23 protein-coding genes are annotated in these 22,042 nt (G+C 66.6%); 8 read left to right on the top strand and 15 right to left on the bottom strand.

Features of this window, described 5'->3' with window-relative positions; all coding sequences use genetic code 11:
- Window positions 1-2: 2 nt before the first annotated feature.
- From AC07OK_RS00870 to AC07OK_RS00920, 11 genes are all read right to left on the bottom strand, one after another.
- Window positions 3-2,291: a TonB-dependent receptor gene (locus tag AC07OK_RS00870; RefSeq protein WP_494688528.1), complete on the bottom strand. Its 2,289-nt coding sequence runs from the start codon at window positions 2,289-2,291 to the stop codon at window positions 3-5.
- Window positions 2,292-2,648: 357 nt separating this feature from the next.
- Window positions 2,649-3,395: a Crp/Fnr family transcriptional regulator gene (locus tag AC07OK_RS00875; protein ID WP_494688529.1), complete on the bottom strand. Its 747-nt coding sequence runs from the start codon at window positions 3,393-3,395 to the stop codon at window positions 2,649-2,651.
- A gap of 171 nt (window positions 3,396-3,566) precedes the next feature.
- The gene (locus AC07OK_RS00880; protein WP_217945500.1) at window positions 3,567-3,809 is read right to left on the bottom strand and encodes a hypothetical protein; all 243 of its coding nucleotides are present in this window, start codon (window positions 3,807-3,809) and stop codon (window positions 3,567-3,569) included.
- Window positions 3,810-3,880: 71 nt separating this feature from the next.
- Window positions 3,881-4,567, bottom strand: coding sequence for a hydrolase (locus AC07OK_RS00885; RefSeq protein WP_494688530.1), 687 nt, complete (start codon window positions 4,565-4,567; stop codon window positions 3,881-3,883).
- Between the two features lie 134 nt (window positions 4,568-4,701).
- Window positions 4,702-5,709 carry an alpha/beta hydrolase fold domain-containing protein gene (locus AC07OK_RS00890; RefSeq protein WP_494688531.1) on the bottom strand — a complete coding sequence of 336 codons (1,008 nt, stop codon included), beginning with the start codon at window positions 5,707-5,709 and terminating at the stop codon, window positions 4,702-4,704.
- A gap of 30 nt (window positions 5,710-5,739) precedes the next feature.
- Complete coding sequence (locus tag AC07OK_RS00895; RefSeq protein ID WP_494688532.1) at window positions 5,740-6,105, bottom strand: hypothetical protein; 366 nt, start codon at window positions 6,103-6,105, stop codon at window positions 5,740-5,742.
- 95 nt (window positions 6,106-6,200) lie between these two features.
- Window positions 6,201-6,773, bottom strand: coding sequence for a hypothetical protein (locus tag AC07OK_RS00900; protein ID WP_494688533.1), 573 nt, complete (start codon window positions 6,771-6,773; stop codon window positions 6,201-6,203).
- Complete coding sequence (locus AC07OK_RS00905; RefSeq protein ID WP_494688534.1) at window positions 6,770-8,116, bottom strand: peptidylprolyl isomerase; 1,347 nt, start codon at window positions 8,114-8,116, stop codon at window positions 6,770-6,772. Before AC07OK_RS00905 ends, AC07OK_RS00900 begins: the two co-directional genes overlap by 4 nt.
- Before the next feature lie 11 nt (window positions 8,117-8,127).
- A complete protein-coding gene (locus tag AC07OK_RS00910) occupies window positions 8,128-9,150 on the bottom strand; it encodes a phospholipase (protein ID WP_494688535.1) in 1,023 nt (340 codons plus the stop codon).
- A 104-nt stretch (window positions 9,151-9,254) separates the two neighbouring features.
- On the bottom strand, window positions 9,255-10,673 hold the full coding sequence (locus tag AC07OK_RS00915; protein WP_494688536.1) for an ATP-binding protein: 1,419 nt from the start codon (window positions 10,671-10,673) through the stop codon (window positions 9,255-9,257).
- Window positions 10,663-11,352: a response regulator transcription factor gene (locus AC07OK_RS00920; RefSeq protein WP_494688537.1), complete on the bottom strand. Its 690-nt coding sequence runs from the start codon at window positions 11,350-11,352 to the stop codon at window positions 10,663-10,665. The genes AC07OK_RS00915 and AC07OK_RS00920 overlap by 11 nt, the downstream gene beginning before the upstream one ends.
- Before the next feature lie 160 nt (window positions 11,353-11,512).
- On the opposite strand from AC07OK_RS00920, the gene AC07OK_RS00925 reads away from it, so the two are divergent.
- From AC07OK_RS00925 to AC07OK_RS00935, 3 genes are read left to right on the top strand one after another with little or no spacing between them, the layout of a single operon-like run.
- Entirely contained in the window at window positions 11,513-12,646 is a 1,134-nt protein-coding gene (locus AC07OK_RS00925) for an efflux RND transporter periplasmic adaptor subunit (protein ID WP_494688538.1), read from the top strand.
- Complete coding sequence (locus tag AC07OK_RS00930; RefSeq protein ID WP_494688539.1) at window positions 12,639-15,758, top strand: efflux RND transporter permease subunit; 3,120 nt, start codon at window positions 12,639-12,641, stop codon at window positions 15,756-15,758. Before AC07OK_RS00925 ends, AC07OK_RS00930 begins: the two co-directional genes overlap by 8 nt.
- A complete protein-coding gene (locus tag AC07OK_RS00935; RefSeq protein ID WP_494688540.1) occupies window positions 15,748-17,040 on the top strand; it encodes a TolC family protein in 1,293 nt (430 codons plus the stop codon). The genes AC07OK_RS00930 and AC07OK_RS00935 overlap by 11 nt, the downstream gene beginning before the upstream one ends.
- A gap of 11 nt (window positions 17,041-17,051) precedes the next feature.
- On the opposite strand, the gene AC07OK_RS00940 is transcribed toward AC07OK_RS00935, so the two are convergent.
- The 3 genes from AC07OK_RS00940 to AC07OK_RS00950 all read right to left on the bottom strand — a co-directional run bounded on the left by AC07OK_RS00940 (window position 17,052) and on the right by AC07OK_RS00950 (window position 19,576).
- Window positions 17,052-18,059 carry an NADP-dependent oxidoreductase gene (locus tag AC07OK_RS00940; RefSeq protein ID WP_494688541.1) on the bottom strand — a complete coding sequence of 336 codons (1,008 nt, stop codon included), beginning with the start codon at window positions 18,057-18,059 and terminating at the stop codon, window positions 17,052-17,054.
- A 23-nt stretch (window positions 18,060-18,082) separates the two neighbouring features.
- The gene (locus AC07OK_RS00945) at window positions 18,083-18,889 is read right to left on the bottom strand and encodes an oxidoreductase (RefSeq protein WP_494688542.1); all 807 of its coding nucleotides are present in this window, start codon (window positions 18,887-18,889) and stop codon (window positions 18,083-18,085) included.
- A gap of 78 nt (window positions 18,890-18,967) precedes the next feature.
- Window positions 18,968-19,576 (bottom strand): TetR/AcrR family transcriptional regulator, encoded by a 609-nt coding sequence (locus tag AC07OK_RS00950; protein ID WP_494688543.1) that lies wholly within the window; start codon window positions 19,574-19,576, stop codon window positions 18,968-18,970.
- Window positions 19,577-19,655: 79 nt separating this feature from the next.
- Between AC07OK_RS00950 and AC07OK_RS00955 the strand changes: the two genes are divergently transcribed.
- The 5 genes from AC07OK_RS00955 to AC07OK_RS00975 all read left to right on the top strand — a co-directional run bounded on the left by AC07OK_RS00955 (window position 19,656) and on the right by AC07OK_RS00975 (window position 21,707).
- Window positions 19,656-20,093, top strand: a complete 438-nt coding sequence (locus AC07OK_RS00955) for an ArsR/SmtB family transcription factor (RefSeq protein ID WP_494688544.1) — start codon at window positions 19,656-19,658, stop codon at window positions 20,091-20,093.
- Complete coding sequence (locus AC07OK_RS00960; RefSeq protein WP_494688545.1) at window positions 19,994-20,443, top strand: SRPBCC family protein; 450 nt, start codon at window positions 19,994-19,996, stop codon at window positions 20,441-20,443. The genes AC07OK_RS00955 and AC07OK_RS00960 overlap by 100 nt, the downstream gene beginning before the upstream one ends.
- On the top strand, window positions 20,440-20,787 hold the full coding sequence (locus AC07OK_RS00965) for a GFA family protein (RefSeq protein ID WP_494688546.1): 348 nt from the start codon (window positions 20,440-20,442) through the stop codon (window positions 20,785-20,787). Before AC07OK_RS00960 ends, AC07OK_RS00965 begins: the two co-directional genes overlap by 4 nt.
- 65 nt (window positions 20,788-20,852) lie before the next feature.
- Window positions 20,853-21,311 carry a hypothetical protein gene (locus tag AC07OK_RS00970; RefSeq protein ID WP_494688547.1) on the top strand — a complete coding sequence of 153 codons (459 nt, stop codon included), beginning with the start codon at window positions 20,853-20,855 and terminating at the stop codon, window positions 21,309-21,311.
- 18 nt (window positions 21,312-21,329) lie between these two features.
- The gene (locus AC07OK_RS00975; protein ID WP_494688548.1) at window positions 21,330-21,707 is read left to right on the top strand and encodes a gamma-glutamylcyclotransferase family protein; all 378 of its coding nucleotides are present in this window, start codon (window positions 21,330-21,332) and stop codon (window positions 21,705-21,707) included.
- Between the two features lie 76 nt (window positions 21,708-21,783).
- Here AC07OK_RS00975 and AC07OK_RS00980 read toward each other — a convergent pair whose 3' ends face one another.
- A complete protein-coding gene (locus AC07OK_RS00980) occupies window positions 21,784-22,032 on the bottom strand; it encodes a hypothetical protein (protein WP_494688549.1) in 249 nt (82 codons plus the stop codon).
- Window positions 22,033-22,042: the final 10 nt, after the last annotated feature.

The raw sequence follows: 22,042 nt of genomic DNA on the forward strand, positions 1-22,042 counted from the left end.
GATCAGAAGCGCGCTTTGACGCGCAAGCCCAGCGTGCGCGGACGCACCATGAACAAGGTGTCTCCCGGCTGGATGGCGATGGTGTTCGGCGTGACATCGCTGATCTTGGCGCCGTTGGTCAGGTTGGTGCCGAACAGGCCGAACTCGTAGGCGCCCGTCTTGTAGGTGACGGTGGCGTTGACCGTGTTCGACGACGGTATCTGCGCGTAACTGCCCTGCGCCGCCGCGAAGTTGGTGTAGGCGTCGCTGTGGTAGGCGTAGCTGGCGGCGACGGCCACTTCGTCGTTGCCGCGCACGGGCACGGTGTAGCTGGCCGTGGCCGTGGCGGACAGGCGTGGCGCATATGGCGCGCGGCTGCCTTCCGGGATGTTCTGCGCGGCGATGCCGGTCACCACGGTGCGGGTGGCGTAGGCATGGTTGTAGGCGGCGCTCAGGCCCAGCGACGCGTGGCGCGTCAGCTTGAAGGCGGTTTCCAGTTCCAGTCCTTCGCTGCGCAGCTTGCCGGCGTTCTGCGTGAAGTAGTAGGTGCACGGCAGCTTGTTAAACACCTGCACGTCCTTCCACTCGATCACATAGGCGCTGGCGTTGAAGGTCATGCGCTGCTCCAGCAGCGTGTTCTTCGAGCCGACTTCGTAGTTCCACAGGCTGTCCGGCGCGAAGGTGGCCGGCGCGTTCACGCCGCAGAAGTTGAAAGGCACCGGCTGGTTGTTGCCGCCGTAGCGGAAGCCCTTGCCCACCGAGGCATACAGCATATGGTCCGCGTCGACATGGTAGGCGGCGGCGAAGCGCGGATTGGCGCCCTGCGAGGTGGCGCTGCTGTTGCTCAGCTCCGGCTGGCCGACCGGCGCCGACGGCGTGGCGCCGACCAGGTTGCCGAACAGGCCGGTGAAGCGCAGGTCGAAGTCCTGCGTGCCCTTGAACAGGCGCAGGCCGGCCGTCAGGTCCAGCTTGTCCCACACGGTGTAGGTGGCTTCGGCGAACAAGGCCAGCTGGCGCGACTTGGTGTTCTGTGTGCCGGAGAAGAAATCGTTCGGATTGAAGGCCAGGTCGTTGGCCTGCGAGTTATAGCCGGGGAAGTTGTGGGTGGCGGCGAAGCGTTCGTCGAAGCCGGTGGTCGGTTCGTCCTGGCGCGTATCGCGCTTGCCGGTTTCGAAGAAGGCGCCGGCGGTCCACTTCAGCGGGCCGGAGCCCTTGGAGTTGAGGCGGAACTCCTGCGCGAAATCCGTGACCGCGTTGCCTATCGTGTAGGCGGCCTGCATCAGCGGTGCCTTGCCGCCGAAGATGAAGGCGGTGGCCGGATACTGGGCCGAGGTCACGTACAGCGTGTCGCGGTGCAGGTAGGAGGTCGACGACACCAGCTGCGCGTTGCCGAGGTCATAGCTGACGCCCAGGTTGTACAGCTGCAGTTGGTCGTTGCTGGTCTGCGGCAGCAAGGCGATGGTGGTGAACGGCGCCAGTCCGGCGTAGGCGTCGTTGACGCCGCCCTTGATGTTGGAGGCGGTGACGCTGGCGTCGATCAACAGGTCCGGCGAGGCGCGCAAACGCAAGGCGGCGCGGCCCTGGTTGGTGGAGACGTCGTTGGTGGTGTTGCCGAAGGTGCTGCTGCCAATGAGTTGATTGCGGATGTAGCCGGAATCGTTGCCGGTGTAGGCCGTCAGGCGCAGGCCCAGCACGTCGGCCTTGAGCGGAACGTTGACCATGCCGCGCAGATTGCGGTTGGCGCCGCCGAAGCCGGAGGTGTTCGAACCGACCGCCTCCACCGTGCCGAACAGGTCGCCCAGGTCCGGCTTTTGCGTGATCTGGCGCACCGCGCCAGCCATCGCGCCGGCGCCGAACAGCGTGCCCTGCGGCCCTTGCAGCACTTCGACGCGCTCCAGGTCCAGCACCTTCAGGTCGGGATTGGACGATTTCAGCGTCACCGGCATGTCGTCGATGTACACCGCCACCAGCGACGAGTCCTGCACCTCCGACGGCACGATACCGCGCACCACCAGCCCGCGCATGGTGATGTTGTTGACGCCGGGCGCCTGCTGCTGCACCGACATGGCCGGCACCAGGTTGGCGATATCGCCGAGGTTACCTTGTCCGTAGCGGCTCAGGCTGTCCGGCTTCAAGACGGTGATCGCCGCCGGCACCTGCTGCACATCGACCGCACCGGCCGAGCGCGTGGCGGTGACCTCGACGCGGTCTATCTTTTCCGTGCCCACTTCCGCCTCGGCCGCCTGCGCGGCGGCCAGCGCGCCAACCGACCACAGCGCCAACGCGCCATACACTTGCACTTGCTTACCCATCTGTACCCTTAAGTATTGTTTCTTATGGGCGAAGTATAACGAGCTGCAAGCGCTTTGAACACGAAGATAATCGCGCTAGTTTATCTGCCGGCCGTTGGGCCGAGATGGCCACACGGTGTGCCAACGCACAACGGCGGTGTTGAAACTGCGCCAGAATGCAGGCATGGATATCTCGCCCACACGCCGCAAACCGCCGCCCGCCGCCTATGCCCTGCACCGCCAGATGAGAGCGGTGCAGCGCTGCATGGCGGCGGCAACGGTGGAGGAATCGATCAGGGCGACCAGATGGGCGAGCGCCTGGTACAGGCTGGTGCAACGCAAACTGGATCAGCTCCAGCATGCGCCCAGGTACAGGCATTAGACGGGGATGTAGCAGCCGCCGGCATGGCGTTCCATGGCGTCGCGGTCGAGCACGATAACGGTGCCGCGGCGGCATTCGATCATGCCTTTTTCTTGCAGCTTGCCGGCGCAACAGGTGATGCTTTCGCGCCGCACACCCAGCAGGTTGGCGATCGTTTCCTGGGTCACTTTCAATTCATTCGACAGCGAGCGGTCCAGCCGTTCCAGCAGCCAGCGGCACAGCCGCTGCTCGATGCTGCCGTGGCGCGCGCCGGCCACCGTCTGCGCCAGCTGCGCAAACAAGGCGCTGGTGTGGCGCATCAGCTGCTGGGCCAGCGCGCCGCCATCAAAGAAGGCCGAGCGCAACACCGCGGCGCGGATGCGGTAGCCGTAACCGGCGCTCTGCACCACTGCCGAGCAGTTGGCGCGTTCGCTTTCATACATCGAGACGCCGACCACGCCGTCGCGGCCGACCACGCCGATCTCGGAAGCGCCGCCGTCCTCCGTCACAAATTGCAGCGAGACGATGGCGTTGGTGGGGAAGTAGGCATAGTCCATCTTGTCGCCGAAGTCGAACAGGTGTTTGCCCGCTTCCAGCGGCACCAGTTCCAGGTGTTCGAACAAACTGATTAGTTCTTCGCGCGACAAGGCACGCAGCAAATCGTTCTGCTGGGCGCCGGTCAGGCTGACGACCGGTGCGGATGCTTCTGCCTGCGTGGAGCGCACTGCTTGATGCGATACGGAAGGATGAGTAGCATGGTACATGGCGAGCCTCTTGGGGGGTTGTCGATCATTGCGACCTGATGAACAACACTATATCCGCGCCATGTGCGGTCGATTATAGGAGCACGTACGTGCCATATGTAGGCTGGGAACATAGGGCGATGTGGTCCCTGTCCTACGGCAGACCGAATCCGCCTACCCCGCCGCCCTCCTTCAGCGTTTGAATTTGAAGCGTGACGCCTCTTCCAGCAGGCGCTCGTCGCGGCTGCGCAGGCGGCCGGGATTGCGGCGATGTTCCGGCTCGGCAACCACGCGCTGGATCACCGTGTCCGCCACGCCGCGCTGGCTGAGATAGGCGGCCGCGCTGTCCGGACCTTTGCGGTCGGCAACTTCGATGCCTGCTTCGACGACTTCGGCGCCGACATAGTCGGGACGGAAAGTATGGGTGGTCGACATCGCAGCCTCCGGGGCGGTAGTGAATGGTGGACACCAGACTGCGATTGTATAGCAGCCTGGGCCACCGGAGCTTATTTTGCCGGCACGGCGGCCAGCGTCTCGTGGCTGGTGGTGGTGCGCTGCGGCGCCTTGTGCACCATGGTGTAGGCGTAGTCGACGCCCATGCCGTAGGCGCCCGAGTGTTCGCGCACGATGGCCATCACGGCGTCGTAGGTATCGCGGCGGGCCCAGTCGCGCTGCCACTCCAGCAGCACCTGCTGCCAGGTCACCGGCACCACGCCGGCCTGGATCATGCGCTGCATCGCGTAGTCGTGGGCTTCCTTCGAGGTACCGCCGGAGGCGTCGGCCACCATGTAGATTTCGTAGTCGCCCTCGGCCATCGCGCACAGCGCGAAGCTGTTGTTGCACACCTCGGTCCACAGGCCCGAGACGATCACCTTCTTCTTGCCGTTGGCCTTGAGCGCGTCGCGCACTTTCTGGTCGTCCCAGGAATTCATCGACGAGCGTTCCAGGATGGGCTTGCCGGGGAACACGTCCAGCAGCTCGGGATAGGTGTGGCCGGAGAACGCTTCGGTCTCGACGGTGGTGATGGTGGTCGGGATGTTGAACACCTTGGCGGCCTTGGCCAGTGCCACGGTGTTGTTCTTGAGCGCCTGGCGGTCCATCGATTGCACGCCGAAGGCCATTTGCGGTTGCTGGTCGATGAAGATCAGCTGGCAGTTGGTCGGCGTCAATACTTCAAGTTTGGGATTGGTCATGGTGGCTTCCATTTGGATGGGTTGATTACGGCGCCCGCTGCAATGAGCGCCGCTGCGATCATCTTAGGCCGGGCGCCGTGGCCGCGCCACTGGCTAAATGGAGAGGCCGGACTACCCTTTTCCGGGACGCGCGATCAGCGCTGCGGCATCTGCTGGTTCAGGAAGGCCACCATGGCGTCCACCGTGGGTTGCAGCCAGGGATCGAACAGCCAGAACGAATGAGGCGTGTCCGGCAGCAGCAGCGTGCGGTTGGCCACGCCGACCTGCGTCATGCGGGCCGCCATTTCCTCGCGACCGACGGAGAAGCGCGGCTGCGCGCTGGCGATGAACAAGACCGGCGGCATGCCGGGCCGCACGTAGCGGATCGGCGAGGCCTCGGCCCACAGCGCGGTCTTTTCGGCATAGCGGCCGCCGAACCAGGCGCCGGCCGCCGATGGTTGCTTGGCCGCGTCGTCCTCGTATTTCAGCGCAGCTTCGGCGGTGAAGTCCGACAGGCCGTCGATATTGACGATGGCCTGCACCGCGCTCGACACGGCGCCCTCGCCGGCGCCCGGATCAAACCGGTCGAGATGGCCGGTGACGCCGGCCAGGCTGGCGATCTGGCCGCCGGCCGAGCCGCCCGCCAGCGCGATGCGTTGCGGGTTCAGGTGGTACAAGCCGGCATTGTTGCGCACCCAGCGCACGGCGGCGCGCACGTCGTGGATGGCCGCCGGATAAGGCGCTTCGCCCGACAGCCGGTAGCTGATCGCCACCGCCGCATAACCGTGCTGGGCCAGCCGCACCGCCATCGGCGCGAACTCGGCGCGGAAACCGGAACGCCAGCCGCCGCCGTGCACCAGCACCACCACCGGCATGCCGCCGTCGGCGCGCGCGGCCAGCGGCAGGTACAGGTCCAGCTTCAGGCAGCGCGTGCCCAGCTGCGCATAGGTCAGGCCGGCGACGCGGCTCACATCCACCGGCAGCGCCGCGCTGGCGATGCGGATGGCCGGATAGTGGGGCGCCAGCTTGTCGTAGGTGTGCTGCGCGTCGTAAATATTGGCGGGATCGGCGGGCGGCTCCACGCAAGGCGCCGCGGACGCCGCCATGTGCAGGCACAGCATGGCGACGGCGGACAGGAAACGGGCGATGGGATCAGGCGTCATAGCCGCCGAGTATGCCACACGCGCGCGGTGTCAGTTTGCGGAGGGTTTGTCCGGCTTGTCCGCCGCGCCGTCGGCCAGCGGTTCGCGCGGGCGGCGCCGGCGTTCGGGGAAAAGAAAGCCCACCGTTTCGCCCACCGCCGAACAGGCGGCGACCAGCTTGAGCGCTGGCATCGGCTCGGCAAACGCCACGGCCGACGCCTGCTCCAGTGTCTTTTCGGTGGTCGGTAATTCCGTCGTGAACACGCCGTCTATCGTCAGGAAGCGCAGCGACCGGATCTGCAGTTCACGCGCGATGGTTTCCTGGCTGGTGCTTTGGGCGATCAGCTTGCCGTCGATGCTCAAGGCCATGCGCACCACGCCCTGCTGCCGTGAAAACACGACGTCTGCGGTCTGCATAAAACTTCCTTCAAAAAAAAAGACTGCCTCCGGTCAGAGGCAGTAAGGGTAGACCACATCGAGTGACTTCAGGAAGCAATCTTGCCACTTAGAAATTACCGGCGTGTGACATGCGCTTGCATTTGAGGATGTTCTTTGACGATGTCGTCCGACTGGCGCTGGATGCGGGCGATTTTTTCCTCCAGCTTGGCCAGCTGCTCGGCCGGAATGCCGGCCTGGCGGCCGCGTTCCAGGTCGGCCTGCAGGCGCGGCAGCTCGGTCGCGGCGGCGGCGACATAGGCGCCCAGCAGACGGGTGTGCTGGGCTTGCTCGTATTGTTGGTAGGCTTGCGGGTCGGCCAGCTGGGCCGGCGTGGGCGCGCTGCGCGGCTCGGCGTCGCGCTCGATGGGCGGCGTGCGCGGATCGCCGTTCTCGCGTGCGGCCGCCATGCTCATCCAGGCCGAACCGCTGCTGTCGACCGGCGTCAGCGGCACGAATTTCAGTTCGCGGGCGGCGGGTTCCGGCGTGGCCGGCGGCCATTGCGCGCCGCGCGCGGCGCCATCGCCGGCTGGCGCCGCGCCTTGCCCCGCAGCGGCGCGCAGCGGCAGGCTCGCGGCGTCGCCGCGCCAGGCCAGCCAAAAGCCGGCCGCCAGCAGGCACAGCGCACCGGCGATCAGGGCAGGTTTCATTGGGCGTTGTCCAAGGTTGGCAGCGGCTGATCGAGCAGGCCGCGGTTGATGTCGATCTGCGCGGCGCGCAATAATTGCTTGCGCAGCGCGGCCAGTTGCGCCTGCGCCGCCACGCGCGCCAGCGCGTTGCTGGCGGCATAGCACACCGCTTCCGAGCCGGGCGCCTGGTAGCCCATCACGCGCTGCTCGACCTGGATGATTTCCCAAGCCGCCACGTCGCGTGGACCGGCCGGCATGCGGATCGGCCGCGACAGCTGGCCTTCCGGCTGGGCCAGCGCCAGTTGCGCCAGCCAGTCCGGCTTGCCTTCATGGCGTATCCAGTCGGGCGCGCCGCCGTCGCCGGCGGTCGAATAGCGCCGCGCCGTGGCGGCAAAATCCGCGCCGGCGGCCAGCGCCTTGTAGACCGTTTGCGCGGTCTGTTCGTCGGCCACGCGGATGTGGCGCGCCTTGACGCGCTCGATGCGGGTGAACTCGCTGCGGTGCCGCGCATAATATGCCGCGACCTGCGCCGGCGTCACCTCGCGAGCCAGGCGCTGCAACAAGGCGCTGGTATTCTCGATATCGTCGCCGATGCCGTGCTGCTGGCGCAGCGCCTGCACCTCGCCGCGTTCGGCCAGCGCCTGGCACAGGTCGGCGACGGCCGCCTCGCCGAACTGGCGCCGGCTCCAGTCGAGCACAAAGCGCCCGGCCAGATCCTGTTTGGCCTGCTGTTGCAGGAAGTCGGCCTGGCGGTTGTACAGCGCCACCCTGCCCTGCACGTTCTGGCGGCGGTAGACGTCGGCCAGCGTGACCGTGCCGGCGCCGGACGGCAGCGTGTAGCGCAGCAGCACGATGCCGCGCGCCCGCGCCAGCTGCTCGGCGTTGAGCGTGAACTCCAGCTTGAGCTGCTCGGGCTTGCCGAACACCGCGTCCAGCGCCGCCGCCGAGGGCTTGCCTGGTTCGACGACCACGCCGTCGAGCGAGCCGCCCGGCAGCTGCTGCAAGGCTTGCTGCATCTCCTTGCCGTACAGACTGCGCAAGGTGGCGACCAGCTGGTCGTCCAGCGCCACCTCGCGCGCGAAGCCGACCCGCTGGCCGGCATACAGCTGCGCCTCGTCAAAGCGCGAACGGGCGGCGCCGGCCAGCAGGCGGTTGAGCACCACCTCCTCCAGCACCGCGCTGCGCGCCGTCCGGCCATCCTTGACGCGCGCCAGGCGCCACAGCGCATCGACGCTGAAGGCCGTCACCGGCGCGCCGTCGATGCGCGCGGCCAGCGCCGGATCGCTCAGCCCGTAGGCGACCTTGGCGGCCGCCGGCAGCGCCAGCGCGGCCGCCAGCAGCGCCAGACCAATCGGCCGCAGCATCGACTTCCGCATCAGTTGGCCAGGCGTTCGGCGGCGCGGTTGAGCACCACCACCACCATCGCGATCGAATGCGGGATCATCATCTGCGCCACGCGGGTGCGGTCGCCCTGATCGGTCGACGACAGCACGATGCCGCCGTTGGCGTAGGAGTAGCTGCCACCCTGCGTCAGCAGCGGACGGATGTCGACCGCGGCCGGCGCCAGCGGCGTGAAGTCGGCCAGCGCGGCGGTCACCAGCGCCGGATCGTTCAGGTGCTGGGTGGTGTAGTTATCGCGCACCCACTGTTCCCACGACGAGTGGTTGTGCGCCGACGTCGCCCAGGTGTGGTGCGGTTGCAGCAGGTCGGTGGTGTGCAGCGTGAAGCCCAGGCTCTGCGCGGTCGGCTGCGCCAGGAACTGCTGCCACCAGTACTGGCCCAGGTTGTCGATCGGCTGGAACGGCATGGTCTCGAAATCGGCGTACTGCGACGCGCTGGAGACGCCGCCGAAACGGTAGTGCGCCTCGGTGACGCCGTAGCTGTTGTACTTGCTGCTGTCGCCGAACCAGCCTTTGAGGCCGCCGGTGCCGTCGTCCAGGTAGTCGCCGTAGAGCCAGCCGGCGGCCATGTTGTCGATGTCGCCGGCCATGCCCAGCTTGGCGTAGTTGTAGCCGCCGAAGGGATTGCCGTGCACGTCCGCACCGGAGGTGTGGTTCTGGAAGTGCCAGTACGAGGTGTACTTGACGATGCTGGCGCCCGCGCCCCACACCGGCGCCAGCTGGCAGTCGCCGGTGGTGGCGCCGCAGATGTAGGTGTCGGCGAAATCGTCGACGTCGTAGGCGCCCTGGCCCAGCGCCGCGGCGAACTGGTCCACGGTGAAGCCGGCCCGCGTCACGCCCGCCACCAGCTTGTTGTAGTTGGTAGTGGACGGGTTGTTCTTCATGTAGTTCACCGCGTCCAGCACGATCTGGCGGTGGGTTTCCTGCTCCCATGCGAGGGCGGGCGTGGTGGCGCAAACGGCCATGGCGATGCTGGTGGCGATCAATGCAGTTTTCATAGGGTCTCCTGGTAGGGGACTCGAATACTACAATGCACATATTGCTTTTTTTAGAACCACTTTACTACAGAGCCATGCTAGAAAGTTGCTTGGAAGCATTTCCACTAGCCGGCGCTGCGGGGTAGATGGACGGTGAAGGCGGCCCCGCCGGCGGGCAGGTTGGCCGCTTCGATGCGGCCGCCGTGGCCGTGGACGATGGTTTGCGTCAAGGCCAGGCCGAGGCCGACGCCGGCCACGTCGCCCGAGCGGGCCGAGGCGCCGCGATAGAAACGGTCGAACAGATGCGGCAGGTCGTCGACGCTGATGCCGGGGCCGCTGTCGGCGATGCGCAGACAGGCGCAGTCGCCGTCCAGCGTGATGCCGACGCTGACCGCGCCGCCGGACGGCGTGAACTTGATGGCGTTCTCCAGCAGGTTGACCACGATTAGCGTGGCGGCGCCTTCGCCGATGGCGGCGACCACCGGCGCCGTCCCCGCCTGCAGCGACAGGCTGACCTGGCGCTGCTGCGCCATGGCCCGCGCGCGCTCGATGGCGGCCGCAGCGATGTCGTTGAGCGAGGTGGCCGAAGAGGCGTCTCGGTCCTGGCCGGCGTCGTAGCGGGCCAGCGCCAGCAGCTCTTCCACCAGCAGGGTCAGGCGCTCCACCTCCTCCATGCAGGAGCGCAGCGTGTCGACGTATTCGGCGGCGTCGCGCGGCCGGCGCAAGGTGATCTCGATCTCGGCCCTTAGCCGCGACAGCGGCGAGCGCAGCTCGTGCGAGGCGTCCGAGGTGAAGCGGCGCTGGATCTGGAAGCTTTGGTCGATGCGGTCCAGCATGTCGTTGAGGGTGTCGACCAGGCGGCCGATCTCGTCGCGGGTGCCGGGATGGGGCAGGCGCTGGTCCAGGTTGGCGTCGCCGATGCGCTGCGCCTGGCGCACGATGTCGTCGACCGAGCGGAACACCCAGCGCGTGATCGAGGCGCTGGCCACGGTCAGCGCCACCAGCAGCACCAGCGCCATGCCGAGGAACATGCGGCTGGCCGAGGCCACCACATGGCGCACGTCGTCCAGCGAGCCGGCCACCTGCACCGTGTAGCGCAAGGGCTTGCCCGGCACCGGCAGCGAGACGATGCGCACCGGCTCCTCGGCGAAATGGTCGAGCGTCTGGAACATGGTGTCGCCGGCGGCCATGCGCGCCAGCAGCGCGGGCGGCGCCGGCAGGCTGGCCGCGCCCAGGTTGGCGCTGCGCGCCAGCACCCGGCCGTCGGCGTCGACGATCTGCACCCAGCGGTCGAGCCGCGCCAGCGACGGCGGCGTGGCGCCCTGCTCGGCGTCGTGCACCTTGGGCGGCTGCTCCGGCGCGGCGCGCAGCATCGCCGATTCGGTTTCGGCCAACGCCAGCAGGGCACCGTCGAGCTGCTCGTTGACCGCGTCCGACAGGCTCAGGTAGCCGGCGATGGCCGCCACCGACAGCACCGAGACGATGACGGCGGTCTGCACCAGCGCCAGGCGGCGGCGGAAATTCAGCCGGAAATTATGCACCATCGTCGGCCACCTCCGCCAGCCGGAAGCCCTGGCCGCGCACCGTGTGGATCAGGCGCGGCAGGCCTTCCGGATCGATCTTGCGGCGCAGGTTGCGCATGTGCGAGTCCATCAGGTTGTCGAGCGCGATCAGGTCGGCGGTCCAGATGCGCTCGGCCAGCTGCTGCCGGCTGACCACATGGCCGGCCTGGCGCATCAGCAGTTCGAGAATGGCGTATTCCTTGGGCGTCAGGTCCAGCGCCTGCCCTGCCCGCTTGACGGCGTGGCTTTGCGGGTCCAGCACCAGGTCGGCCACCGTCAGCGGCGCCGGCCGCACCAGCGTCGAGCGGCGCAGCAGCGCGCGGATGCGGGCCAGCAGTTCGTCGAAGGCGAAGGGCTTGGTCAGGTAATCGTCGGCGCCGGTGTTGAGGCCGGCCACGCGGTCGCCCAGGCCGTCGCGCGCGGTCAGCATCAGGATGGGCGTCAGCAGGCCGCGCGCGCGCAGGTCGGCACACAGGGTGATGCCGTCCTTGGCCGGCAGCATCCAGTCCAGCACGATCAGGTCGTACGCGCCGGCCAGCGCGGCCGGTTCGCCTTCTTCCGCGCTGTGCGCGACGTCGACGGCGAAGTCTTCCTCCTGCAAGCCGCGCTTGAGCAGGCGGGCCGCCTTCTGGTCGTCCTCGATCAGCAATATCTTGTTCATATCCGCATTTTACTGCCCGCTCCCGGGCAAAAGATGTTTCCTGAAGGAAGATTCAGGATCGTCCAGTCCGCTTCTCGTTACACTTCAGCCATTCCGCTTACCCATGGACTACCTCGGACGCGTTCGGCGCCCGGGATTCCTCTCGCCCTCAGGAAACGTCATGATAAAAATCGACCCACGTTTGCAACGCCACGCCCTCATGGTATTGCCCCTGCTCTGCGCCGCCCTCAGCGGCTGCGGCCATGCTCCCGAGACCGACAACGCCCCGGCCCCCGCCGTGGTGCGCAAGGGCGCATCCATCGCCGTGCCGGCCGCCTCGCCGCTGCGCAAGTCGCTGCAAGTGGCTGGCGTTGAAGAACGCAGCGTGGCGCGCAGCATCCCGGTGCCGGCCGTGGTCGAAGCCGATCCGGCCCGCCTGGTGCGCGTGGTGCCGCCGGTGGCCGGCCGCATCGACCACCTGCTCAAGCACCTGGGCGACACGGTCAAGGCCGGCGACGCCCTGTTCACCATGGATTCGGCCGACGTGGCGCTGGCCTACAGCGACGCCGGCAAGGCGCAGGCCGGCCTGACGCTGGCGCGCCGCAACCTGGAACGCCAGAAGGAACTGCGCGCGGCCGACATTTCGGCCCACAAGGACCTGGAACAGGCCGAGAGCGACTACGCGCAGGCCCTCAGCGAAAGCGAACGCAGCAAGTCGCGCCTGACCCAGTTGGGCGGCAGCCTGGCCGGCGCGGGCGGCGGCCGGCTGTACACGCTGCGCTCGCCGCTGTCCGGCCATGTGATCGAACTGAACGGCGGCCAGGGCGGCTTCTGGAACGACACCAACGCTCCGGTGATGGTGGTGGCCGACCTGTCGACCGTGTGGCTGACCGCCAGCGTGCAGGAAAAAGACCTGGCCGCCGTGTTCGCCGGCCAGAGCGCCGATATCGCGCTCAACGCCTATCCCGGCGAGCACATCGCCGGCAAGGTCGGCTACGTGGGCGAGGTGCTGGACCCGGACACCCGCACCGTCAAGGTCCGCGTAGCGGTCGACAACAAGGGCGGCCGCCTGAAGCCGGGCATGTTCGCGCAAGTGACCTTCAGTGGCGCGCCGCACCAGGGCGTGGTCGTGCCGGCTTCGGCGCTGGTGCAGAGCGGCACCCGGACCCAGGTCTACGTGGAAACCGCCGCCTGGACCTTCGAGGCGCGCAGCGTCGCCACCGGCGTCCACAGCGGCGACCAGGTGGAAATCGTCTCCGGCCTGAAAGCCGGCATGCGCATCGTCGCCAAGGAAGGAGTGCTGCTTAATGATTGATCGCCTGGTTGCCATTTGCTTCCAGCGGCGCGGCATCGCGTGGCTGGTGTTCATCATGGTCGCGCTGTACGGCGTGTTCTGCTGGAACCAGCTGCCGCTGGAAGCCTATCCCGACATCGCCGACACCAGCTCGCAGGTGGTCACGCAAGTGGCCGGCCTGGCCGCCGAGGAAGTCGAATCGCAGATCACCATTCCGCTCGAACGCGAGATCATGGGCACGCCCGGCATGCATGTGATGCGCTCGAAGAGCACCTTCGGCCTGTCGCTGATCACCGTGGTGTTCCGCGACGGCGTGGAAGACTACTGGTCGCGCCAGCGCCTGCAGGAGCGCATCAGCGGCGTGGCCCTGCCCTACGGCGCCCAACCGGGGCTCGACCCGCTGACCTCGCCCATCGGCGAGATCTACCGCTACACGCTGGAATCGAAGACCCGTTCGCTGCGCGAGCTGTCCGAGCTGCAGTTCTGGAAAGTGATCCCGCGCCTCAAGCAGGTGGCCGGCATCGCCGACGTCGGCAACTTTGGCGGGCTGACCACGCAGTTTTTGCTGGAATTCGATCCGGCCAAGCTGAGCAAGTACAACCTGTCGCTCAAGCAGATCACCGACGCCATCAACGCCAACAACGCCAGCGCCGGCGGCAGCATCCTCACGCGCGGCCAGCAGGGCTTCGTGGTGCGCGGCGTTGGCCTGATCCGCAACCTGGACGACCTCGGCGACGTGGTGGTGGCGCAGAAGAACGGCGTTCCGGTGCTGGTCAAGGACCTGGGCGAAGTGCGCCTGGGTAGCAAGGAGCGCCACGGCATTCTCGGCAAGGACCGCAACCCGGACACCATCGAAGGCATCGTGCTGCTGTTGAAGGGCGAGAACCCGTCGCTGGTGCTGAAGGGCGTGCATGAGGCGGTGCAGGAGCTGAACGAGCACGTGCTGCCGAAGGATGTCAAGATCGTCCCGTATCTGGACCGCACCGGCCTGGTCGACGCCACCCTGCACACCATCGGCAAGACGCTGGTCGAAGGCATGCTGCTGGTGACGCTGGTGCTGCTGCTGTTCCTGGGCAGCCCGCGCGCGGCGGCCATCGTCGCCGTGACGATCCCGATGGCGCTGCTGACGGCCTTCATCTTCATGCACCACTTCCACATTCCGGCCAACCTGCTGTCGCTGGGAGCGATCGACTTCGGCATTGTGGTCGATGGCGCCATCGTGGTGATGGAAAACATCCTGCGCAAGTACGAGGAAAACCACGGCGCCGCATTGCGCGCCAGGGATGTGATGAAGGCCACGCTGCAGGTGACCAAGCCTATCTTCTTCGGCATGATCGTCATCATCACCGCCTACCTGCCGCTGTTCACCTTCCAGCGCATCGAGTACAAGCTGTTCTCGCCGATGGCGTTCGCGATCGGCTTTGCGCTGCTGGGCGCGCTGGTGGTGTCGCTGACGCTGATACCAGGGCTGGCGTATCAGGCCTACCGCAAGCCGCGCAAGGTGTTCAACAATCCGGTGCTGGTCAAGGCCAAGCAATTGTATGAGCCGCTGTTGGCCGCCGTGGTCGGCAAGTCGCGCCTGACGATCGCCGCGTTCGCGCTGGCCTTCGCCGCCGTCTGCGTGCTGGGCGGCACCATCGGCCGCGACTTCCTGCCGTATTTGGACGAGGGTTCGATCTGGCTGCAGGTAACGCTGCCGCCGGGCATTTCGCTCAACAAGGCGGCCGAGATGTCCGACGGCCTGCGCAGCGCGGCGCTGGAGTTTCCGGAAGTGGCCACCATCGTCACCCAGCTGGGCCGCAACGACGAGGGCACCGATCCGTGGACGCCGTCGCACATCGAGGTCAGCGTGACGCTGCATCCCTACGACACGTGGAAGTCCGGCCTGAGCAAGCAGGAGCTGATCGAGAAGATGGGCCAGCGCTTCGCCAGACTGCCCGGCACGCGGGTCGGCTTCACGCAGCCGATGATCGACGGCGTGCTCGACAAGCTGGCCGGCGCCCACAGCGACCTGGTGGTGAAAATCTACGGCAACGACTTCAAGGAGACGCGCCGCATCGCCGCCGACGTCGAACGCACGCTCACCGCCGTGCCCGGCGCGGAGAGCGTAATCATCGACCAGGAACCGCCGCTGCCGCAGGTGCGCATCGAAGTGGACCGGGCCGCCGCCGCGCGCTACGGCATCAACGCCGCCGACGTCGCCGACCTGATCGGCACCGGCATCGGCGGCAAGCCGGTGTCGCAAGTGTTCATCGACGACCGCCAGTACGACATCGGCGTGCGCTTCACCGACGCCTCGCGCAGCAATCCCGACACCATCGGCGACCTGCTGCTGACCTCGGCCACCGGCGCGCGCGTGCCGCTGGCCCAGGTGGCGACGATACGGCTGGACGACGGCGAAAGCACCATCACCCGCGAGATGGGCAAGCGCCACCTGACCGTGCGGCTGGACCTGCGCGGGCGCGACCTGGCCTCCTTCCTCGATGACGCCAAGACGCAGATCGAGAACAAGGTGCAGTACGACCACGGCCGCATCCAGCTGGCCTGGGGCGGACAGTTCGAGAACCAGCAGCGGGCGCAGGCGCGCCTGGCGCTGATCATGCCGATGGTGGTGGCGCTGATGTTCGTGCTGCTGTTCGCGCAGTTCAAGAACCTGCGCCAGCCGGCCATGATCCTGGCGGCGGTGCCGCTGGGCGCGCTCGGCGGCCTGGTCGCCCTGCACCTGCGCGGCATGACGCTCAACGTATCGAGCGCGGTCGGCTTCATCGCGCTGTTCGGCGTGGCGGTGATGGACGGCATTTTGATGGTGTCCAACCTGAACCAGTTGCGTATCGAAGGCGGCCTGTCGCTGAAGGACGCCGTGTTGAAGGGCGCGTACAGCCGCTTCCGTCCGGTGCTGATGACGGCCAGCGTTGCGGCGCTGGGCCTGCTGCCGGCCGCGCTGGCGCACGGCCTGGGCAGCGACGTGCAGCGTCCGCTGGCGACCGTGGTGGTCGGCGGCCTGATCACGGCCACCGGTTTGACGCTGGTGTGGTTGCCGGCGCTGTATTACCTGGTCGAACGCTATGTCGAGAACAAACCCAAGCCGGCCGACGATGGCCCGGTGCAAGCGGAGCAAGCCCATGACATTTAAACCCAACCCCGTGTGCGCGCTGCTCGCTTTGTGCGTCGCCCTGCCCGCTTCCGGCCAGGTCACGTTCCGCGATTATTCCGCCGCCGTGGCGAAGTACAGCCTGGACTTGCAGATGCAGCGCGAGAACGTCAACAGCGCCCTGGCCGGCGTGTCGATCGCCGGCGTGCGGCCCGATCCAGTGCTGACGGCGGGCATCGATTCCAGGGAGCTGTCCAAGGCCAACAAGCCGAACGCCGCCACCGCCACCACCATGAGCGTGGCGCTGACCATCGAGACGGCCGGCAAGCGCGGCCAGCGCATCCGCGCCGCGCAGGCGGCGGTCAAGGTTGACGAGGCGACGCTGGAAGGCGGCCGCCGCCAGTTGTACGCCGACGCGGCGGCGGCCTACGCCGACACCTGCCGCGCCCGCAATGCGCTGGTGCGGCAGGAGGCGACGCTGCGCTCCCTGGGCGATATCGTCAACGCCAACGCCGTGCGGCGTAAGGTCGGCGATATCGGCGGGCTGGAGCTGTCGCAGTCGCAGGTCGAGCGCGACCGCTACGAGGCGGAGGTGGTGACGGCGCGCGCGCAGGTGCAGACGGCGGCCGAGTCGCTGTCGATTCCGCTGGGCCGGCGTTACAGCGAAGTGTTCGGCAATGCCGAACTGGCTTGCGATGCGCCGGCCAGCAACGGACTGGACGATGTCGACCAATTAGTGCATCAGGCAGAGGACGCGCGCGACGACATCCGCATCGCCCGCGCGGCGCTGGACGCGGCGCACGCCTCGGCCGATCTGGCGCAGGCCAACCGCTGGGTCGATCCGGTGCTGAACGTCGGCCTGAAGAACACGCCGTCGGTGCATGCGCTGACGGACGCGGGCGGCAATGTGACGAACTCGCCGGCGCAGCGTTCGCTGAGCCTGGGCTTGACGGTCTCGGTGCCGATACCGCTGTCGCGCACGCAACGCGGCGAGGTGTTGCAGGCGCAATCGGCGGTGACGCAGGCGATGCTGGCGCTGCGCTCGGCCGAGCTCAAGGCGCAGACCGACGTGCGGCGCGTGCATGCGCAGTTCCGCGCGGCGCAGGGCAACGAGCGGCGCTACCGGGAATCCGTGCTGGTGCAGTCGGACAAGGTGGTGGAAGGCATGCGCCTGTCGTACAAAAAAGGCGCGGCGTCGCTGCTGGAACTGCTGTCGGCGCAGCGCTCGGCCGACGAAGTCTACCTGGCCTGGCTGCAGGCACAGGCGGACCTGACGACGGCAACGGTGCAGTTGCAGCTCGCGGTCGGCGCCAGTCCTGATTGACGGTGGGCAGGTCAGGTGGCCACCAGCTGCACCACGACCTTGCCCTTGGCGCGGCCCTTTTCCAGATACGCAAGGCCGTCCTTGGCCTGGGTGAACGGGACGACCGTGTCGATCACCGGACGGATGTGCGACGTCTCGATCAGCCTGGCGATCTCCTTGAGCTGCAGGCCGTCCGGGCGCACGAACAGGAATGAATACGTGGATCGATACTTGCCCGCGAGGCGGATGATCTTGCGGCTCAACATGCCGAAGATGAAAGTCATCAGGAAGTTCATGCCGCGTCCGCGGGCGAAGGCGGCGTCCGGCGGACCAATCAGCGAAACCACCGGGCTCGAAGGCTTCAGGATGCTGATCGCCTTCTCCAGCCCGTCTCCTCTCGTCGTGCCCAGCACGGCGTCGTAGCCTTTCAGCACTTGCTCGAATTCCTGCTTGGTATAGTCGATCACCTCGTCGGCGCCGAGGCTGCGCACCAGTTCGACATTGCCGGTGCTGGTGGTCGTGCCCACTTTGGCGCCGAGGTGCTTGGCCAGCTGGATCGCAAACGTGCCGATGCCGCCGGAGCCGGCCGGGATGAACACCTTCTGGCCAGGCTTGATCTTCAGGCGCTCATTAAGCGCTTGCCATGACGTCAGGCCAACCATCGGGATCGCGGCGGCCTGCACGAAGCTGAGGTTTTCCGGTTTCAGCGCGGCGGCAGATTCGGGCACGGCGGCAAATTCGGCCAGCGAGCCGGAACCCAGGTCGAAGGTGCTGGCGTACACCGCGTCGCCCACCTTGAAACGGCTTACCCGGCTGCCGGCTTCCACCACGATGCCGGCCAGGTCGCTGCCCATCGTGGCGGGCAACTGGAACTTCAGGATGGGCTTGAACATGCCTTTCGGGATCATGTAATCGATGGGGTTGAGGCCGACCGCGTGGACCTGCACCAGGATCTCGTCCGGTTTGATGGTGGGACGGGCAATATCGGCGAATTCAAGCTGGCCGGTCTTGCTGTAGCGTTTCAGGATGAGTGCTTTCATGATTGCCTTCTTTCGTTGTGTCGTTATGCCAGCCGCAGATCCTTGCGCATGCCCGCGTCCATGACGCCGGCCGGTGCGTAGGTACGCAGCAGGCGCAGGCGCTTGGCCAGGCTGCCGGAGGTATAGCGCAGTTTGGGCGCGCGGGCCAGGGCCGCTTTCAGCACCGTCGCCGCCACCACCTCCGGGCCATCCGCCACGGCCATCACTTCCTGCACCCGCCGGGTCACGGCGGTGCGCACATCGCGGTAGGTATCGAGCTTGGCGTCCGGCGCCAGCATGTTGGCGTCGAACGGCGTGCGGGTGTAGGCCGGCTCGATGACGACGGCACGGATGCCCCAGTTGCGCAGTTCGTGGTCCAGCGATTCGGTGTAGCCTTCGACCGCATGCTTGGTGGCGGCGTACAGTGCGCCATAGGGCATCGGCAGGAAACCCAGCACCGAGCCGATGTTAATGATGCGGCCGGCGCCCTGCGCCCGCATATGCGGCAGCACGGCGCGGGTCATACGCACCATGCCGAAGAAGTTGGTGTCGAAGATGGACTGGGCCTGCTCGATCGTACTCTCCTCCGCGCCGGCCGGGGCGACGCCGACGCCGGCGTTGTTCACCAGCAGATCGATGCGCCCTTCGCGCCGCATCAGCTCGGCGACCGCCGCCACCACCGAAGCATCGCTGGTCACATCCAGCGACAACATCTCGTAGGGCTGCTGCCCGGCCTGAACGCCGCGGCGGCTGGTGCCATACACCTTGAAACCCGCCGCGACCAGTGTCTTTGCCGTGGCGGCCCCAATGCCGGACGAGGCGCCGGTGACCAATGCGATCTTGCTGCTCATGGTATTTCCTTTCCAGTGACTGCCAATGTGAATATGACGATCATCATATTTTAGTGCAAAAAAACGCCCACCCTGGAATCAGGCGGCCGCCGGAGTGAGTTGTTTCAGGGTCGCCGCGCACAGTGCCGCCGACAACTTGGGATCGTCGACCGCGCGCGCCATCATGGTGGTGCCGATCAGGGCGCAGACCAGCGCCATCGCCTGTTCGTGCGCCTGCGGCTGGCCCCAATCGGGCAACTGGCGGGCGAACAGATCGATCATTTCCTTGATGTGGATGGTCGCGGCGCGCCGCACCTCCGGCGCCTGGCGCGGCATTTCCGATCCCAGCGCGGAGACCGGGCAACCGGTCTCGATGGCGTCGATATGCTGCTGCGACAGGTAGGCCTGCATCATGGCCTGCAAGGCTTGGCCCGGCGGCGCGGACGCCGCCACCCGCGCCGCCAGCGCAACCGACTCGGCGCCTGCGCGGTCGCCGGCCTCGGCCAGCAAGGCGTCGCGGGATTCGAAGTGCGCGTAGAAGCCGCCGTGCGTCAGGCCCGCCTCTTTCATGATGTCGGCGACGCCGGTGCCGCCGTAGCCGCTGCGGCGGATCGCGCGCGCCGCCACTTCCACGATCCGTTCGTGGGTGGCTTCCTTGCGGCTGAGCGCTGCGCGTTTGCTTGTTTTCGATTCCATGATGGTCATCATATCGTATTTTTTACCTTCGTGCACGCGGCCGTTTAAAACCGGCTTGACAAGTCGACCGCCTTCGCCAATACTATACCTTATGGTTAACTATAAAGATCCCCAGCTGGACCTGGTCTTCGCGGCGCTGTCCGATGCCACGCGGCGCGGCGTGCTGGCGCAATTGGGCGACGGCAATTGCACCGTCACGGAGTTGGCGCAGCGGTACGAGATGTCGCTGCCCGGCTTCATGAAACATCTGGCCGTGCTGGAAACGGCCGGCCTGATCGCCCGTTCGAAGGAAGGACGCGTGGTGCGCTGCGAGCTGCATGCCGCGCCCATGCAGGAGGCCGCCGTGTGGATCGCCCACTACCAGCGTTTCTGGACCGAGCAGCTCGATTCACTGGGACGCTATCTCTACCACCAGGAGGAAATCGCATCATGCCAACCACCGAACAGCCCGCCCAAGTCAGTCTCCGACGGGTCTACCCCGTCGGCCCCGAAAAAGTCTGGCGCGCGTGGACCGATCCGCAAGCGCTGAGCCAGTGGTTCGGGCCCGGCGCCGCCTCGCTGACCAGGGCGGAGATCGACCTGCGCGTGGGCGGGCAATATCAGCTGGCCTTCGCCGGCCCCGACGGCGGCTTAAATCAATTGACCGGCGTGTATCAGGAAGTGGCGCCTTTTACGCGGCTGGTCTTCACCTGGGCCTGGCACAGCACACCGGAACGGCAGTCGCGCGTCAGCATCGACTTGACGCCGGTGGCGGAAGGCACGGAACTGCGTTTCGTGCACGACCGCTTCGTCGACGAGCAGGCCCGCATCAACCATGAACGGGGCTGGGCTCTTTTCTTCAGCAGTCTTGATCGTTACTTTTCAGGAGATTCGCTATGAAATACCAGGGAAGCTGCCATTGCGGCAGAGTGAAATTCGAGGCCGAAGGCGAGATCGCCTCGGCACTGTCCTGCAACTGCTCGATGTGCCAGCGCAAGGGCACCTTGATGTGGTTCGTGCCGCGCCCGGACGTGCGCCTGCTGACGCCGGACGACAACGCCAGCACCTATCTGTTCAACAAGCACGTGATCAAGCACCGTTTCTGCCCGGTTTGCGGCATCTCGCCCTACAGCGAAGGCGTGGCGCCCAACGGCGACCCGGTGGCGGCGATCAATCTGCGTTGCATCGAAGGGATAGACCTGGACGCCATCCCCGTCAATCATTACGACGGGCGATCGATTTAATGCGCTCGACCTCCCGGCGGTTTGCTTTTAAAATAACATGATGCAAAACCACAGGAGGCTGAGGCATGAAGCGCTGGTCGATTCCATTTGCTGTACTGGTCGGTGGCGCCATTGCCGGCGCACTCGACATCACGTTCGCGATTTCCTTCGCCGTCTATAACGGCCTGACGCCGGAGCGCCTGCTGCAGATCGTCGCCAGCGGCCTGCTGGGCAGCGCGGCCTTCAGCGGCGGCGCTTTGACGGCGACGGTTGGATTGCTGAGTCACTTCGCCCTCAGCTTCGTGTGGATGGGCCTGTTCCTGCTGGCGGCACGGCAGGCGCCGGCCTTGCTGGCCAAGCCGCTGCTGTCGGCGGTGCTGTTCGGCATGCTGGTGTTCCTGGCGATGCGGCTGGTGGTGTTGCCGCTGTCGGCCTTTCCCCGCCCTGTCACGTTCCAGCCGCTGTCGACGGTGCTGGACCTGGCTTCCCATATGTTTTTGTTCGGCCTGCCGATGGTGTGGGCCACCCGCAAGGCCACGCTCTGAACCTACAAGGAAATGCTGATGGAATCACGCTCTACCGATGCAACTGAAATGCTGTTCTCCTACGGCACGCTGCAACAGCCGGAAGTGCAGATGGCGACGTTTGGCCGCCTGCTGTCCGGCCATCAGGACAGCCTGCCGGGCTATCGCCTGTCGGCGGTGGCGATAGACGATCCGGCCGTGGTCGCAACCAGCGGCAAGACGCACCATCCCATCGTTTCGCGCACCGGCTCGCCGGACGACAAGGTTGCCGGCTCGGTGCTGGCGGTCACGGCCGATGAGCTGCGGGATTCGGACCGCTACGAGGTGGCAGCCTATCGCCGTCAGAGCGTTGTGCTGGCCTCGGGAACTGCCGCCTGGGCCTATGTGGACGCGCGAGACGCGGCGGCCCTTCCGTAACAAAGCTTCTTCACGAATTTCCAGGAATTTTCTTCGCCGCGCGGCGCTTCCAGCGGCGGGCGCTTCGTGGTGGTGGCTAGCGGTCCTCCCGCGCGCCGTCCCCGTGCAAACGCGCTATCGCCGCTTTCCGCGCCGACCGGCATACCTCGGCAAGCAACCAATCGTCGCTGCCGGGCAGGCGCAGCCAGACTGCTTTCCAGGCATTGCGGTTGCCGCTGCCGTGCAGGTTGGCAAAGCAGGACGGCGATACCGCGTACCCGTCGTATTTGATTTCCGCACCCACCACTGTGGCGAAATAGGGCTGGTTGCCGAAGCTGGCGCGCAATCTTGTAAAG

The sequence above is a fragment of the Duganella sp. GW821-FHT07G03 genome (genome assembly GCF_059418605.1).